Source organism: Granulicella tundricola MP5ACTX9, assembly GCF_000178975.2.
GTDB classification, from domain to species: domain Bacteria; phylum Acidobacteriota; class Terriglobia; order Terriglobales; family Acidobacteriaceae; genus Edaphobacter; species Edaphobacter tundricola.
Genome location: NC_015064.1, coordinates 1,916,504 through 1,932,471 on the forward strand (window position 1 = coordinate 1,916,504; position 15,968 = coordinate 1,932,471).

General features: G+C 61.3%; 13 protein-coding genes. 3 read left to right on the top strand and 10 right to left on the bottom strand.

The genetic code is table 11. The features are described 5' to 3' along the window. Nucleotides 1–130 precede the first annotated feature (130 nt). Entirely contained in the window at nt 131–976 is an 846-nt protein-coding gene (locus tag ACIX9_RS08270) for an aldo/keto reductase (protein WP_013580027.1), read from the top strand. On the opposite strand, the gene ACIX9_RS08275 is transcribed toward ACIX9_RS08270, so the two are convergent. Together ACIX9_RS08275 and ACIX9_RS08280 are read right to left on the bottom strand one after the other, a co-directional pair. Next, nucleotides 973–1,380 carry a rhodanese-like domain-containing protein gene (locus ACIX9_RS08275; RefSeq protein WP_041597002.1) on the bottom strand — a complete coding sequence of 136 codons (408 nt, stop codon included), beginning with the start codon at nt 1,378–1,380 and terminating at the stop codon, nt 973–975. The genes ACIX9_RS08270 and ACIX9_RS08275 overlap by 4 nt on opposite strands. A gap of 30 nt (nt 1,381–1,410) precedes the next feature. Next, nucleotides 1,411–1,956, bottom strand: a complete 546-nt coding sequence (locus ACIX9_RS08280) for a DedA family protein (RefSeq protein WP_041597003.1) — start codon at nt 1,954–1,956, stop codon at nt 1,411–1,413. A gap of 441 nt (nt 1,957–2,397) precedes the next feature. Between ACIX9_RS08280 and ACIX9_RS08285 the strand changes: the two genes are divergently transcribed. Further along, nucleotides 2,398–3,882 (top strand): aldehyde dehydrogenase family protein, encoded by a 1,485-nt coding sequence (locus ACIX9_RS08285; protein WP_013580028.1) that lies wholly within the window; start codon nt 2,398–2,400, stop codon nt 3,880–3,882. A 75-nt stretch (nt 3,883–3,957) separates the two neighbouring features. Continuing rightward, nucleotides 3,958–4,188: a hypothetical protein gene (locus ACIX9_RS08290; protein ID WP_013580029.1), complete on the top strand. Its 231-nt coding sequence runs from the start codon at nt 3,958–3,960 to the stop codon at nt 4,186–4,188. A 25-nt stretch (nt 4,189–4,213) separates the two neighbouring features. Here ACIX9_RS08290 and ACIX9_RS08295 read toward each other — a convergent pair whose 3' ends face one another. From ACIX9_RS08295 to ACIX9_RS08330, 8 genes are all read right to left on the bottom strand, one after another. Next, complete coding sequence (locus ACIX9_RS08295; protein ID WP_013580030.1) at nt 4,214–4,945, bottom strand: MIP/aquaporin family protein; 732 nt, start codon at nt 4,943–4,945, stop codon at nt 4,214–4,216. Further along, on the bottom strand, nt 4,942–6,537 hold the full coding sequence (locus ACIX9_RS08300) for a glycerol-3-phosphate dehydrogenase/oxidase (RefSeq protein ID WP_013580031.1): 1,596 nt from the start codon (nt 6,535–6,537) through the stop codon (nt 4,942–4,944). The genes ACIX9_RS08295 and ACIX9_RS08300 overlap by 4 nt, the downstream gene beginning before the upstream one ends. Continuing rightward, on the bottom strand, nt 6,534–8,033 hold the full coding sequence (glpK, locus tag ACIX9_RS08305; RefSeq protein ID WP_013580032.1) for a glycerol kinase GlpK: 1,500 nt from the start codon (nt 8,031–8,033) through the stop codon (nt 6,534–6,536). Before glpK ends, ACIX9_RS08300 begins: the two co-directional genes overlap by 4 nt. 131 nt (nt 8,034–8,164) lie before the next feature. After that, entirely contained in the window at nt 8,165–10,516 is a 2,352-nt protein-coding gene (locus tag ACIX9_RS08310; protein ID WP_013580033.1) for a S9 family peptidase, read from the bottom strand. Between the two features lie 29 nt (nt 10,517–10,545). Further along, a complete protein-coding gene (locus tag ACIX9_RS08315) occupies nt 10,546–11,946 on the bottom strand; it encodes a sensor histidine kinase (protein WP_232298824.1) in 1,401 nt (466 codons plus the stop codon). 2 nt (nt 11,947–11,948) lie between these two features. Then, nucleotides 11,949–13,331 (bottom strand): sigma-54-dependent transcriptional regulator, encoded by a 1,383-nt coding sequence (locus tag ACIX9_RS08320; protein WP_013580035.1) that lies wholly within the window; start codon nt 13,329–13,331, stop codon nt 11,949–11,951. A 2-nt stretch (nt 13,332–13,333) separates the two neighbouring features. After that, complete coding sequence (locus ACIX9_RS08325) at nt 13,334–15,256, bottom strand: TolC family protein (protein ID WP_013580036.1); 1,923 nt, start codon at nt 15,254–15,256, stop codon at nt 13,334–13,336. After that, nucleotides 15,253–15,966: an ABC transporter ATP-binding protein gene (locus ACIX9_RS08330; protein WP_013580037.1), complete on the bottom strand. Its 714-nt coding sequence runs from the start codon at nt 15,964–15,966 to the stop codon at nt 15,253–15,255. The genes ACIX9_RS08325 and ACIX9_RS08330 overlap by 4 nt, the downstream gene beginning before the upstream one ends. Nucleotides 15,967–15,968: the final 2 nt, after the last annotated feature.

A 15,968-nucleotide genomic window follows, 5' to 3' on the forward strand; every position in this document is an offset into this window, starting at 1 on the left:
AAACCACACACGAATTGTATCGATCCCGACCGCTCTCTTGCGAATCAAAAGGCGAGGGGAGGATCAGCCTCCCCGGACATTGAGAAGCCGCGTGGTTCACGGCTTGATGCCACAGAATTGAGGAGATTAGATGGATACTCTTATCGTTCCAGAGCGCACTTTGAATGATGCGCTTACGTTACCCGAGGTGGGATTTGGCACCTATCAACTCAATGGCAACGAGGGCGTGAAGACGATGGTCGGCGCGATCCGCAACGGCTATCGACTGCTCGATTCTGCTTTCAATTATGAGAATGAGGGGGCTGTTGGAGAGGCGATACGCCAGGCCGGTATTCCACGTTCCGAGCTTAGAGTGACTTCAAAGCTCCCGGGCCGGCACCAGAAGTATAGGGAAGCGCTACGTACGGTAGAAGAGTCTCTCTTCCGGGCTCAGCTTGAGTACTTCGATCTCTACCTCATTCATTGGCCCAATCCGAAGCAAGGCCTGTATGTGGAAGCGTGGCAAGCGCTCCTCGAGGTCAAGAAGCGTGGTCTGGTGCGGTCTGTGGGCGTCTGCAACTTTCTGCCGGAGCACCTCGACCGTCTTGAACAGGAGACGCATGTGCTGCCCAGCGTCAACCAGATTGAGATGCACCCTTACTTCTCGCAGCCAACACAGGTTGCTTACGATCGAGCGCATGGCATCGCGACGGAGGCCTGGAGCCCGCTGGGACGTGCGAACGATCTGCTCAAGAACGAAGTGGTGACAAAGATCGCGGCTAAGCTCAAGCGATCTCCCGGTCAGATCGTCCTGCGGTGGCATCATCAGCTTGGCGTGATTCCGATTCCGAAGGCAAGCAGCGATGAACGACAGAGGGAGAACCTTAGCCTCTTCGATTTCGAGCTGGATGTAACGGCGATGGATCAGATTGGCTCGCTGAATCGGCCGAATGGCAGGCTTGCGAATCAGGATCCGGCTGAGTACGAGGAGTTTTAAACACGCTTTGTCAGGAACTCGATGCCGAGACGTGCGGCGATGTCTTCGGGGACGCCGAAGTCGTTCGAGAGTTCGAAGCCGAGGTGACGCCAGGCGTCCAGGCCGCCTTCAAGGACTGACACCGCGCGGACTCCGCGGCGCTTGAGCCCCAGGGCTACGCGGGCGCTCAGGATCTGTTGATGGGAGCTGCAATAGAGAACGATTTCGACGTCTTTGGGAACAGCAAGTAACGGCCCGTTCTTGAGCCTTGCAGCGCTTATGCGGACGGAGCCCGGTATTCCTAACTCGGCTCCGTCGTGCCCCTCAAAGCCCAGGAGGTCGATCACCGCTACCTTCTCTCCGCGTTGAATTTTCTGGTGAAGGAGTTCCGGTGTGATCCTGCGGAATCTGAGCTCTCGAATCATGGAGATGATGGTCCAGGCTCTCCAGACGATCTAGACGAAGAGAGGGACGCCGAGGACGACGAGGAGGATTGATCCGAAGCCGCGAGCGAGATGTGCCGCTCGTTGGAGCTCGTCTGCGAAGAGGTATCCGAGGACGGTGTAGAAGAGCGACCAGAGAAGGGCACCGAGAGCGTCGGCGAGCATGAACTGCTTGACGGAGGTGCCTTCCGCCGCGGCCAGGGGAGGGGTAACTCCGTCAAGTCCGGGCACGAATTTGGCGGCGACGATCAAGCCGAATCCCCATCGTTCAAAGAGCTTTCTGGCTCTGAGCGAGGAGCCGGCGGGGTCACTGGTGAGGCGGCAGACGAGCTTCGTGACGCGGTGTCCCCAACGTCTTCCGCACCAGAACCAGACTCCATCGCCGGCGAGACAGCCGAGAACGCTGACGAGCAGCACGAGGCTCAGATGCAGACGCCCGTGGGCGGCCAGCGCACCGGCGGTCATGAGGAAGAGGGGCGCTGGAATGGGTAGGCAGAGCTGGCGGGCGAAGACTGCGAAGAGGAGTCCCCAGTAGGTCAGTTCGTGGAGTCCGCTCATTAGGTCTGTGAACTCCGGGTTGTCGGCTCTTGATGGTGTTTGAGCATTCGAATGGTGGGCGTCTGCCAGCGCTGTGTGGGTTCTGCTCCTGAGTGTACTTGCGCGGTTACGTCTTTGGCTCGCCTTCTCTGATTTGGTGCGGGAGGTTGCAGTGTTCGGGTAAAACGCATCAAGAGCCGCATGGTTGATAGCGTCTGGCAAGGCTTTGGGTTGCGGTCTTTGTGCTGCCATCACATAAAACTATGAAAACCTCCTGCAAACAGTATTGGAAAGTTGCTGTCTCAAGAATCTATATATTGAGGGCCACTGAAACCGCGCAGTTGGCGGGGCGAGCTAATGCAGCGGCGGATGGCAGTAGAAGCTGCAGTTATTACGAGGCGTTTTCATCGTTTCAGAGGAAGAGACCCACTCTACGATATGGGACTGTAAAGGAGAAATATTATGTCTGCACTTTTAGAGAAGACTGTTTTGATGGATACCGCTGTATGGGATGGGAAGATGCTCTCTGGCGGCTGGATTACCGGGAGCGGCGGTTTGGCTGAAGTGACGGATAAGGCGACCGGTGAGGTGCTGGCGAAGGTCGGCGTGGCGAGCGCGGAGGATGTTCATCGGGCGTGTGATGCGGCGGCGGCAGCGGCTGCGGGTTGGGCGGCTACCCCAGCGGAGAAGCGTGCGGCGATTGTGAAGCGTGCGGGGCAGCTTCTGGCCGAGCATACAGACGAGGCGGTTTACTGGCTGGTGCGAGAGTCGGGATCGACGAAGTTCAAGGCGGGGTTTGAGGTTCAATTGACGGTTGCGCACTTTGAGAACTCCGCCGCTTACGGACGTAAGCCGACGCGGACGATCGTCTCAGAGGACGAGCACATGATCAGCTACTACGACCGTGTTCCGCTGGGGGTTGTGGGAGTGATTGGGCCGTTCAACTTTCCGCTGATTCTTGGATTGCGGAGCGTGTCGGCGGCGTTGGCGACCGGGAACACCGTGGTGCTGAAGCCAAGCCTGAATACGGCTGTGAGTGGCGGCATTCTGATTGCCCGTCTCTTTGAAGAGGCGGGTCTGCCTGAAGGCGTGCTGTACGTGCTGCCCGGCGAAGGCCCTGCGGGGTCGGTCCTTACGGAGAACGATCATGTGAAGATGGTCGCGTTCACGGGGTCGACGAGCGTTGGCAAGAAGATTGGCGCGGCGGCCGGTGCGGCGCTGAAACGGGTCTCGCTGGAACTGGGAGGGAAGAATCCGTTCATCGTGCTTGCGGATGCGGATCTTGAACTTGCGGCGCGGGCTGGAGCCTTCGGCACGTTCCTTCATCAGGGACAGATCTGTATGACGATTGGACTGCACCTGGTGCATGAGTCGCTGGTGGATCGCTACGCGGAGCGCGTCGCTGAACTTGGACGGGAGTTGAAGGTTGGCGATCCTTGGAAGGAGCAGGTTGCACTGGGGCCGCTGATCAATGAGAAGCAGGCGGCTAACGTTGAACGAATTGTGAAGGAGACCGTTGCCGCGGGCGCTGAATTGATCGAAGGCGGAACGCGTGATGGACTCTACTTTCGCCCGACCGTGCTGAAGTATGTGCCGAAGGATAGCGCTGCGTTCAAGGAAGAAATCTTTGGGCCGGTGGCGACGATCGTCTCGTACAAGTCTGAGGATGAGGCGCTGGCGATCGCGAATGGGACCGGCTACGGTCTTTCGTCTGCAGTGTTTGGCGAGCTTGATCATGCCAGGGCGGTTGGTGCTCGAATCGACGCGGGGATGGTTCATGTCAACGATCAGACGGTGATGGAGGATGCTCGTGCGCCGTTTGGCGGTACGCATCAGTCCGGCAATCCGACGAGGATTGGCGGGGAGTCTGATCTCGAGGAGTACACCACGTTCCGGTGGACGACTGAGACTCGCAAGCCGCAGCCGTATGCCTTGCCCAACGCGTAGAGGTGAGTGGACGTTTGTGACCCGGGGCTGCGCTGCTGCTAAGGCGGCCCCCGCGAACTGCTTGAAGGATTTGAGATGAATGAATCGAGTGAAGTCCGGGTGCTGCGTCAGCTCATCCTTGATGATGAAAGGGCGCTGGAGGCACTGCAGCAGCGCGAAACGGAGCTGCTGCGGACGATTGAGTTGCATGACTTTCACGCGGCAACACGTCGTGAACGGATTCTGTCGGACATGCAATCCGCTGAAACGAGGTTGCGGAAAAACCGTCAGCAACTTGTTGCGCTTGGGGCTCGGATTGAGCTGTAGTTGATAAGGGCTAGACCCTGTCTCGTCAGGCGCCGATCAGACGCAGGACTCCGCCGGCGAGGCTCGCGCCAAGGAGTGGGCCGAGGACGGGGACCCAGGAGTAGGCCCAGTCTGAGTGGCCCTTGCCAGCTATGGGGAGGACAGCGTGTGCGAGGCGTGGGCCGAAGTCGCGGGCGGGGTTGATGGCGTAGCCGGTGGTTGCGCCCAGCGACAGGCCCAAAGCCCAGACGAGGCAGCCGACCAGGAATGGGCTGAGACCGGCTGCTGCCCCGGTGCTGAGGACCAGCTTTGAGCTGATGGAGCCGACGACCAAGACCAGGACGAAGGTGGCTACGATTTCGCTGAAGAGGTTGGAGCCATACGAACGGATGGCCGGTGCGGTGCAGAAGACACCGAGCTTCGCGGACTGATCCTCTGTGATCTTCCAGTGTGGGAGGTAGAAGAGCCACACAACGACTGCTGCGACGAAGGCCCCAGAGACCTGCGCCAGGAGGTACGGGAGGAACCTGGCGAAGCTTCCGGTCTGGACGGCTAAGGCCAACGTGATGGCCGGGTTGAGGTGCGCGTCCGGACTGCCGAAGAGGTTTGCGGTGAAGATGCCGCACAGCACTGCGAAGCCCCAGGCGGTGGTGATGGCCATCCAGCCGGAGCCTTCGGCTTTGGTGCGTTTGAGCAGGACGCCGGCTACGACGCCATCGCCGAGCAGCATCATGATGAAGGTGCCCATGAACTCGCCGAGCAGGGGGCCGCGGATCATGGCTGCACCGTCGCTGCTGATGCGGGCTGAAGGACGTACTGAGTTGCTAGTTTCGTGAAAGTCTCGACCTGGGCTTGCTCCCATGTGGCGTCTCGCTTCAGTTCGATGGCGAGAAGGTGTGCGACTTTGGGGGCGATGGCGATGGTGGCGCGGGCGTTGAGCAGAAGTGCGCGGGTGCGGCGGGCTAGGGCGTCGTCAAGCGAACGCGACATCTCATGGCGTGCAGCCCAGACGATCTCCGCGGCGATGTAAGGCAGGTCCGGGTGGAGAAGCTGACCGAGTTCCGGCTGTGCGGCGATGAGTTGCTGGATGGCGGCTGCGTCTGTGCCGTAAACGGCCAGGGAGCCGAGGCGGCTGGCGTTCTGGTCATAGCCGTGGATGTGCAGGTTGAAGGTGACGCAGGGGGTGTCCGGGAGATCGCCCAGGGTGATGGCGTGGTTGACGCAGTCCTCTGCCATGTGGCGGTAGGTGGTCCATTTGCCGCCGACGATGGTGATGAGGCCTGAGGCGTCGATCTGGATGGTGTGATCGCGGGAGAGGGCGGAGGTCTTGCTGTTGTCCGAGCCGGCGGCTTTGACGAGGGGACGGATGCCGACGTAGATGCTGAGAACATCCTCGCGCGTGGGCGGGCGGCTGAGATATTGGGCGGCTGTATCGAGTACGAAGGCGATCTCTTCTTCGAGAGCGTGTGGCTCGTAGGAAGGCTTATCGATGGGGGTGTCCGTGGTACCGACGAGGGTGCGGTCGTGCCACGGGATGGCGAAGAGGACGCGGCCATCGCTGGTGTGGGGGACCATGATGGCGCTGTCGCCGGCGAGGAAGGAACGATCGAAGACGAGGTGGATGCCCTGGCTGGGGCTGACCATGGGCTCCGCGACGAGGTTGGCGAGGCGGCGGGTATCGTCCGTGAAGATGCCGGTGGCGTTGACGACGACCTTTGCGCCCACGGTGTGGCGATTGCCGGATTCGCGATCTTCGATGATGACCGCGTTGAGGAAGTCCTGGGAGTCTTTGAGCATCTCGACTGCGGATGCGTAGTTGAGGACTGTGGCGCCGTGATCGACGGCGGTGACGATGAGGTGGGTGAGGAGACGGGTGTCGTCGAACTGGCCATCGTGATAAAGGACGCCGCCGCGCAGGCCTTCCTGCTGGATGGTGGGGAGGCGTTCGAGGGTTTCGGCGAGCGAGAGGACGCGCGATTTGCCGAAGCCGTACTTGCCGGCGAGGAGATCGTAGATCTTCATGCCGATGCCGTAGAACGGTGCCTCCCACCAGGAGTAGTTGGGCACGACGAAGGGGAGATCGTGAACGAGATGGGGAGCGTTCTGCAGGAGCAGACCGCGTTCCTTGAGGGCTTCCATGACCAGCGAGACGTTGCCTTGTTCGAGGTAACGGACGCCGCCGTGGACCAGCTTTGTCGCGCGGCTGGAGGTGCCTTTGCCGAAGTCTTCACGCTCCACGAGCAGCACGTCCAGGCCACGCGACGCGGCATCCACTGCCACGCCTGCGCCGACTGCTCCGCCGCCGATGATGACGATGTCCCATGGGGTGGTGCGGGCCTTGACGCGTTCGATCATCTCTTCGCGGTTCATGCGGTCTCCTTGTTCCAGCCCTTCGAACGGTTCACGGCATCCTGCCATTTGAGGTAACGCTTCCTGGCTATAGCGGGGTCCATCCGGGGGATGAAGAGCTGCCCTTCGGGGCGTGTCTTTGCGATCTCTTCTACATCGTTCCAGAAGCCGGTGGCGAGGCCGGCGAGATAAGCGGCACCCTGCGCGGTGGTCTCAAGGATGGCGGGCCGCTCGACCGGGATACCGAGGAGGTCAGATTGAAATTGCATGAGCATGTCGTTGGCGGCTGCGCCTCCATCCGCACGCATGGTCGTGAGGCCGACGCTGGTATCGGCCTGCATGGCGTGGAGGACATCCGTGACCTGGAAGGCGATGCTCTCAAGCGCCGCACGCGCGATGTGGCCGATCTCCGTGCTGCGTTGCAGACCGATGATCATTCCGCCCGCGTAGGGGTCCCAATGCGGTGCGCCGAGGCCGGTGAAGGCGGGGACGAGGACGACGTTGTTGGAGCTGTCAACGGAGGCGGCGATCTTCTCCACGTCAGGCGACTTCTCAAAGAACTCCATCTTGTCACGCAGCCATTGCACGACCGCTCCGCCAACAAAGACGCTGCCTTCAAGCGCGTACTGGAGTTTCTTGTTCGTGGTGCAGGTGAGCGTCGTGATCAGCCGCTCTTTGGAGAGGGTGAAGGTGTCACCGATGTTCTGGAGCAGGAAGCAACCGGTGCCGTAGGTGTTCTTGGCGTCGCCGGGATTCACGCAGAGCTGACCGAAGAGGGCTGATTGCTGATCGCCTGCGATGCCTGCGATCTCTACGTCGCCCAGACCGAGGGTGGTGGTGACGCGACCCACTTTCTCACTGGACCAGACGACCTCCGGCATCATGCTCTCAGGGACGCGGAGCAGCTTCAGCAGGTCCGCATCCCATCTATCTTCGACGATGTTGTAGAGCAGCGTGCGCGAGGCGTTGGTGCGGTCCGTGATGTGGCGCTTGCCGCTGGTGAGGTTCCAGATGAGCCAGCTATCCACGGTTCCGAAGGCGAGCTTGCCCTGTTCTGCGAGCGCGCGTGCACCGTCTACGTTGTCCAAGATCCAGGAGATCTTGGTGCTGGAGAAGTAGGGGTCGATGAGCAGGCCGGTCTTGTTGCGGAAGGTCTCTTCATGACCTTCGTCATGGAGCTTCGCGCAGAAGTCCGCTGTCCTGCGGTCCTGCCAGACGATGGCGTTATAGACGGGCTTGCCGCTCTCCCGCTCCCAGACGATGGTGGTCTCGCGCTGGTTTGCGATGCCCAGGGCGACGACGTCACGGGGACGGACGTGGGCGCGTGCCAGGACCTCTACTGCGGCACTCAATTGCGTCGTCAGGATGTCCATGGGGTCGTGCTCGACCCAGCCCGTTTTGGGGAAGTGCTGTGCAAACTCATGCTGGGCCATGCCTGCGATCTTGCCATCGTGATCGAAGAGCATTGCGCGGGAGCTGGTCGTTCCCTGGTCGAGCGAAAGTACGTACTGTGCCATGTGGTGTCGTTCTTCCCTTTGCCTGATGCCCGTTGCTTGCAGCCGCCGGCCAATCTTCAGAGATAGCCTACACCTGAAAGGTGAAGGCTGTTCTGCGGGCCGGCGGCAGTCAAGACTGACGCGGTGAGGGATCAGGGCTGCTGCGGGCGGGCTCCAGCGGGGACGTGCTCTTCGAGGTATCGGGCGATGAGGCGGTAGACGTGGACCGTGGTGCCCTGACCCTCATTGATGGCGTGGGTGCGGTTGGGATAGTCCATGAAGTCAAAGTTTTTGCCGAGCTGGATCAGCTTGTTGACGAGCAGCTCCGACCCCTGGAAGTGGACGTTGTCATCGCCCGATCCATGGACCAGCAGGAGGTTGCCGGTGAGGCCCTGGGCGAAGTTGATGGCGGAGCCGTCATGGTAACCCTTGGCGTTCTCGGTTGGAAGGCCCATGTAGCGCTCCTGGTAGATGGTGTCGTAGCGGGTCTGGTCCGGGACCGGGGCGACGGAGATGCCGGTGCTGTACAGGCCGGGGTTGCGGAACATCATGTTGAGCGTGTTGGTGCCGCCGCCGCTCCAGCCCCACATGGCCATGCGGGAGGTATCGACGAACGGGTGCGTCTTGGCAAACGAACGGATAGCGTCTGCCTGCTGCTGCGTGGAGAGCACACCGATGGCTCCGTAACCAGCCTTGCGCCATGCACGTCCGCGGGGTGCGGGTGTGCCCTGGTTGTCAAAGCTGAGGACGATGTAGCCATCGCGTGCGATGAGCTGCAGGAAGAGCGCGCTGAACTGATCCCAGGTATCGTCCACGGTGGTGCCGGCGGGCTCGCCGTAGATCTGGACCAGTACCGGATACTTCTTTGACGGATCGAAGTTGAGCGGCTTGATCATGTAGGTGCTGAGCGTGACGCCACCGCCGATATCTGTCTCTGAGAACTCTTTTGGCGCGGACATAGTGTCCTTGACCTTGGCGGCGAGATCCGCGTTCTCTTCCAGCGTGCGAACCACCATATGTTCCGGCAGGCGCACCAGGTCAAAGCGCGGAGCTACCGTGGAGCTCTGCCGCATGTGGATGGCGTAAGTGCCATTCTCCGAGATGTCGTAATGATTGGTGCCTGCGTCCGCTGCTGGGGTTACGCGCTCCGGGACTCCCTTGCCGTCCAGACGGGAGCGGTACAGATACGCACGGATGGGATCTGAGGGTGAGGCAGTGAAGTAGAAGAAGCCGTGCTGCTCATCGACCGAGACGGGCTCGATGACGTCGGCGGGAAAGTTCGTCAGGAGCTCCAGCTTTCCGGTCTGGCGGGAGACACGGTAGGCGTGCCGCCAGCCATCGCGCTCACTGAGCCATAAGAGGTCCGGCTTTTCCTTTGTGTTTGCGTGTGAGGCGGGCAGCCAGACGAAGTGGCTCATGATCTTGGCGGACATGTCGACGTCCAGGTATGCGTCGTCCTTATCTTCGAAGAGGGGCTTCGCTTCGCCGGTTGCGGCGTCGGCCAGGAAGATGAGGTCGTCGTTCTGCTGACGATTGAGGTACTCGACGGCGACTTGCTGCGAGTTGTCGGCCCAGTCCAGCCGTGGGATGTAGTGGTTGCGGTAGTCTCCGGGCAGCTTCATCCAGTGTGTGGCTCCGCCGTCCACAGAGACTACGCCCGCACGCACGGAGGCGTTCGTCGTACCGACCAGCGGATACTTGTAGTGGAAGAGCTGCGGATAGTTGGCGGCCGTGTCGTTGATGAGTGTGTAGTCACTCACGCCGGATTGATCGAACTGCCAGTATGCGATGGAGCGCGAGTCCGGGCTCCAGCGGAAGGCCTCGCGGATATCGAGTTCTTCTTCGTTCACCCAGTCTGATGTGCCGTTGATGATGTCGGCTGATCCATCGGTGGTGAGCTGGCGGATGGTTCCAGTTGCAAGGTCCTGGACGTAGATGTTGTTCTCACGGACGTAACCCACGGAGCGGGCGTCCGGTGAGAACTGCGTGAACATGAGCGTACTGGGCGCGGCGGTGCCGCCAAGTTTGGTCAGCTTGCTGCCCTGCAGGTTGAGGACCCAGTAGTCGCCGCGCGTGTTCTGCCGCCAGACCTTTTTGGAGTTCGTGAAGAAGAGAAGCGACTGCTTGTCCGCGGACCAGGCGTAGTCCTCTACCTGAATCGGCGCGGTGGCCCCCTCTGGCGTGAGTTGCTTCTCTGTGACGAGCACGCTGCGTTTGCCGGTGGCGGTCTCATAGGCGACCAGCTCAAGCGATTTGGCGTCCGGGGCTGGAGTCTCAAGCACCGTGTATCGTTCTCCGCCATCCAGCCAACGACTCTCTGCTGGCGTACGGGCACGGAAGCCCCGGGTCTTATAGAGCTTGTCGAAGCCCTGCACGAATGCAGGGGACGGAAGGTTGCCGGGCAGGCTCTGCGCCCATATCGGAACCAGGCTGAGGATTGCAGTCGAGGTGCAGGTCAGGAGCTGAAGACGAAGGCCGCGGTGAGCCCGGGAAGAGTTCATCATGATGCTGCCAGTCTACCAAGGAGCTTGTATCAGAGGGGAAGGTTCAACTGCGCCACGCAGCCGGTCCCGCTGCGCGCGGAGTGCAAGGTCACGGAGCCGTGATGAGCGGTGGCGATCTGCTGTGCTAGAACCAGGCCGATGCCCGTGCCTTTGGCCTTGGTGGTGTAGAAGGGCACAAAGAGGTTGCCGGGATTGGTGATGCCGGGGCCGTTGTCTTCAATGAAGATGGAGAGCTGCTCCTGGTGGACAGTCCAGGTGATCTGCACTGCGGGGGACGCGTCAGGACGTGCAGCCGAGTCCTGGCTGAGGGCTGCGTCGGCGGCGTTCTGCAGGAGGTTGATGAGGGCCTGCTGGATCTGATCGGGGTCGCACAACAGATGAACTGCGGGACCGGGTTCAACGTGCGGCTTGAGCCTGGTCTCCAGATGTACAACCTGGACGATGAGTTGCGCGAGATCTGCTCTCTGCAGCGTAGGCGCGGGCAGGCGGGTGAGACGTTGATACGCCTGGAGGAACCGGTTCAATGATGCGGAGCGGTCTTCAATCACGCCCAGGCCGCGCAGGAGGTCGGCGGGGTCGACGGCAGCGGCATCGGATCGCATCATGCGATGCCTCAGGCTGCCTGCGATCGACTGGATGGGGGTCAGTGAGTTGTTGATTTCATGGCTCAACACGCGGATGAGCCGCTGCCATGCTGTGCGCTCTTCCTCACGCAACACCGCGCCAACATCCGAGAGTACAAAGAGAGTATTGGGGAGGCCATGAAGGCGGAAGACCGCACGCCGAACCGACCAGCGAACGGCGCCCTGGACGAAGTTGATGTTGCCGGATGGATCGGCGGGTGGGTAAAGGCCCTGGTCGGGGATATCGAGCAGCGACTCCAGGTTGAGTTCGAGGGCGGTTCGTCCGATGGGGTTCCGCTCCGTGATCGCAAACGCGCTGCGAGCTGCGGCATTGAGCAGCTTCAAGGTGCCTGCTTCGTCGAAGGCGAGCACTGGCGACTGCATGGAAGAGAGGACGCGTTCGACCAGGGTGAGGGCATCGAGCGCCGCGGAACGCTGCTGCTGCAAGGTGGCGGCCAGTGCGTTGATCTCGAGCGCCAGGTCGCCGAGGGCGTCGTTGCGCAGGGCACCGCGAGCGCGGAAGCTGTAGTCGTCCTCGCGGAGAGCGGAGACGACGTTCGCGAGTGTTTGCAAGGGCCGCACCAGCTGGTTGAAGAAGACGGAGATGGCCAGACCCCAGACCGTACCCAGTGTGAGAACGACCACGCCAACCATGACCGGAGACGGGTCCAGGGTGTACGTCCAGAGACCGGCAAAGGCCAGCATGGGCAGGGCGAGACCGCCTAACCAGAGGCGAAGCCTGCGCTCAAACGGAAATCGCGGACTGTTACTGGCCAGTGGAAGTCGGATTGGCTCGGGCGTGGGCACGGCTATAGATTGTACTTTTCCATGCGGCGATAGAGCGCTCCGCGGCTGAGGCCCAGCGCCTCCGCGGCGTGGCTGACGTTGCCGTTGGTGCGGGTGAGCGCCTTGCGGATCAGCAGGGCTTCCACCGTCTCCAGGCTTAGATCGTCCAGGGTCTGCAGGGAAGAGCGCACCGCATGAGCCTGAATGCCGAGATCCGATACGCTGAGCTGCGTCCCCCGCGCCATGAGGACGGCACGCTCCATCATGTGATCCAACTCACGCACGTTGCCCGGCCAGCCATAGTTCAGCATGACGTTCAACGCGGCGGGCTCAAAGCCGGAGAGTTGGCGTCGATAGCGCGCGGCATAGCGGTTGAGAAAGTGTGCGGCAAGCAACGGGATATCCTCACGGCGCTCCCGCAACGAAGGCAGACGAATCTCGACGGTGTTCAGGCGAAAGAGCAGGTCTTCGCGGAACGAGCCGTCGATTGCGGCCGCATGCAGGTCGGCGTTGGTGGCGGAGAGCATGCGTACGTCCACCTTGCGCGTCGTGGAGGAGCCCACGCGCTCCAGCTCGCCGGTCTCCAGCACGCGCAGCAGCTTGGCCTGCTGGCGGGTAGGGATGTTGGCAATCTCATCCAGAAATAATGTGCCGCCGGACGCCAGTTCAAAGCGGCCGATGCGGTCGGCGCGCGCGTCCGTGAATGCGCCTTTGACGTGTCCGAATAGCTCGGACTCGAAGGTGCCATCGGAGAGCGCACCGGTGTTGACTGCGATCAGGGATTGGCTGGCACGATGGGACAGGCGATGCAGCGTCTGCGCCACCACCTCTTTGCCTGTGCCATGCTCGCCGGTAATCAGAACGTTTGCGTCCGAGGGGCCGATACGAGCCATCAACTCGACCACTGGGTGCATGGCGGCCGCGGTGGCGATGAAGTTGGGCGCGCCCTCCGCGCGCAGCAGGCTGTTCTCCGCTTCAAGCCTCTGGGCACGGCGTTGCAGCTGAAAGAACTCAGTCTGAGTGCGGACGACGCTCAGCAGGCGCTGGTTATCCCACGGCTTTTGCACGAAGTCGCTCGCGCCGCGGCGCATCGCTTCCACTGCCAGATCGACGTTGGCCCAGGCGGTCATGACGATCACCGGCAGGTGCGCCTCGCTCTGCCGGATGGCGGCGATCAGGTCCAGCCCTTCCTGTCCGGAGGTCGTATCGCGCGTGTAGTTCAAGTCGATCAGCAGACCATCGAACTCAGACTCAGCGAGGCGCAGCAAGGCCTCTGCCGGCGTCTGCGCGGTGACCAACTCATAGCCCTCGGGGCGCAGCAGCAGGTCGAGCGCGTCGAGGATGTGAGGCTGGTCGTCGGCGATCAGAAGACGGCAGCGCGGGTTGGGCTTTGAGGGTATGGTCACAATCAGGGTTTCGTGGTGGTTGAGGCAGGTTGCGTGCCGCTCCTTGCTGATTCTATCGAAATCGTGTTCGCCGTGAGCGTCTGCCCCGTCGCACGATCCAACTCTACCTTGGCCTTCTGGTATGCGGTGAGCGCCGCCACCAGTGCGGACTCGGCCGTCGCCAGGTCACGGCGTGCCGCAAGCGTCTGCAATGCGGAGCCTGCGCCGAGTTCCTGCTCCTTGCCGGAGATGGTAAACAGCCGCTCGGAAAGATCGCGAGCCTTCATCGCAGAGGTGACACGCGCAAGACTTTGATCCAGCGAGTACTGTGCGTTGCGGACCTCAATGCGGATCTGCTTGCGCTGCTGCTGTAGGCGCACCTCGGCCTGGCGAGACTCAAGTTCAGACCGGACCTGGTCTGACTTGGCCACACGGTTGCGTATCGGCACGTTCACATTGACCCCGACGTAGTAGTTCGGCGCAGAGTTGTTGAACGTGTTCTTAAAGGTGCCACCGTAGCCGCCGGGCGCGGTAGATGGCGTGTTAGTCAAGGGATTATCGACACCGCCCAGTCCTGTGCCGCCGTAGTATCCCACCAGGTCCACCTGCGGCAGCAGCGAGTTGCGCAGCGCGTCGCGGCTGATCTTGCGGTTCTGCAGATCGATGTTCGATTCGTTGATCTCAATGCGGCGGTTGAGTGCCTGCTCTACCAGGTCGTCCGTCGCAGCGGCGGGTGCAGGTGCGGCCTTCAGGTCTACGGTGGCAAGATCGGTGGGTCGGACCGGCATCGCCTCCAGAATCGGGTCGTCCAGGTTTTTTGTCAGCGCATTCTTGATCAGCAGCGATTGAAACTGTAGTTGCGAGCGCGCGATCGTCAGATCCTGTTCGCGGTTGGCGACTTCAGCCTCATCCTTCAGCACATCGAGCGCAGGGATGGCCTGCAGGTCAAGCTGTTTGTGGCCTTTGTCGAGCGTCTGCCTGGCAAAGTCCAGCGAATGCGACTTCACCTGCTCGTCTTCATATGCGGCTACCAGGTCCCAGTAGATGTTCGCGATCTGCGTGACGGTGGAGACTACCTGCAACTCGAAAGCCTGATCGGAGATCTTCTGGTTGTTTCGCGCGATGCGAAGGTAGCGCAGGTTGGGTCCGAGCCCAAAGCCCGACAGAAGATGCTGCCGGACTAGTGCCTGGAATGAGCCATCGAGCTCAGGCGTAAGCGAGGTGAACGGACTGTTTGAGGTCAAGCGATCTGAGTTGAATCCAACGGCGATGCTGGTGCCGGTTGCAAACGCCTGCGTGTAGTTGACGGTGCCGGAGAAGTCGCCCTGGTGCAGCGTGGGCACACCGTAGATGACCTCGCTGGAAAGCGGCGTCGTGCTGTTCTGATAGCTGATGGTGCCGGAGACGTTGGGGTCATAGGAAGACACCAACGAGCCTGTACCCAGCGTGGATTGCACCAATCCGGAAGCGCCCGCACCCGCGCCGCCCGCGCCGCCTGAGGTTCCTCCAGCGCCTGCGCCGTTGGAGCCTGATCCGAAGCCGCCGAAGCCTCCGCCGGGCGTATTCTGCACCACACCCGTATTGACTCCGAGGAACGTTCCGCCGGCCTTGGTGCGCAGTACGTCGGCCTTGGCGATGGGGATGTTGTAGCGTGCAATCGCAAGATCAAGATTGTTCTCGAGCGCCAGCGCAATCGCATCGCGCAGGGATAACTCCAGCACGCCATCGTGAACCAGCGTATCGATGCGCGCGGAGTTCGCCAGATCCGGTGCAGGCACATGCGCGGCGCGATACGTCTCGATGGGATTATGCGAGTGAGGAATATCCAGCGACACCGTCGGAGCGGCAGGCAAGACCTGCGCCGCCTGCTGGGCCACAAGGGCAGAGGTCTGGGTGAGCAAGAGTGCGCTCAAAAGAAGCGAGGAAGACGTGCGTTCAAAGTTCATCGGGCCTGGGTTCCATTCTGGCTGCGCTGCAGATCGGGGTGTGCGGTATCGCGAGTCAGCCATCCATCGCGAAGCTCGAGAGTGCGTGATCCATACGTGGCATTGAGGTCGGAATGTGTGACCTGGATCACCGTCGTACCCTCCCGGTTCAACTGCTTGAACAGATCCATGATCTCCGCGGCCTGCGCGGAGTGGAGATTGCCTGTGGGCTCATCCGCTACCAGCAACGCCGGCTTGTGGATCACCGCACGCGCAATGCCCACAAGCTGTTGCTGGCCGCCGGATAGCTGCGATGGATAGAGATCCTTCTTGCCTACGATGCTGAAGCGGTCCAGCGTATCCGCCACCAACGCTTGCCGCTCGGCGCGATGCATGTCCTTGTACGACAGCGGAAGATCAATGTTCTCCGCCACTGTGAGATCTTCCAGCAGGTGATAGCTCTGGAAGACCATACCGATGCGCCGCCGCGCAAGCTCCGCACGCTGTTTGCGGTTCATTGTATGCACCGCCGCGTCCTCAAACAGAAACTCTCCGCGCCACTGATCGTCCAGCATGGCGAGCACGTTCAGCAGCGTGGATTTGCCCGCGCCGGATGGCCCCATGATCGTGACGAACTCGCCGAGCTCAATCGTCAGATTGATGTTGCGCAGCACGAACAGCTCACTGTGCCCGGCTTTGTACGTGCGGTCGAGATGACTCAGTTGGATCATGG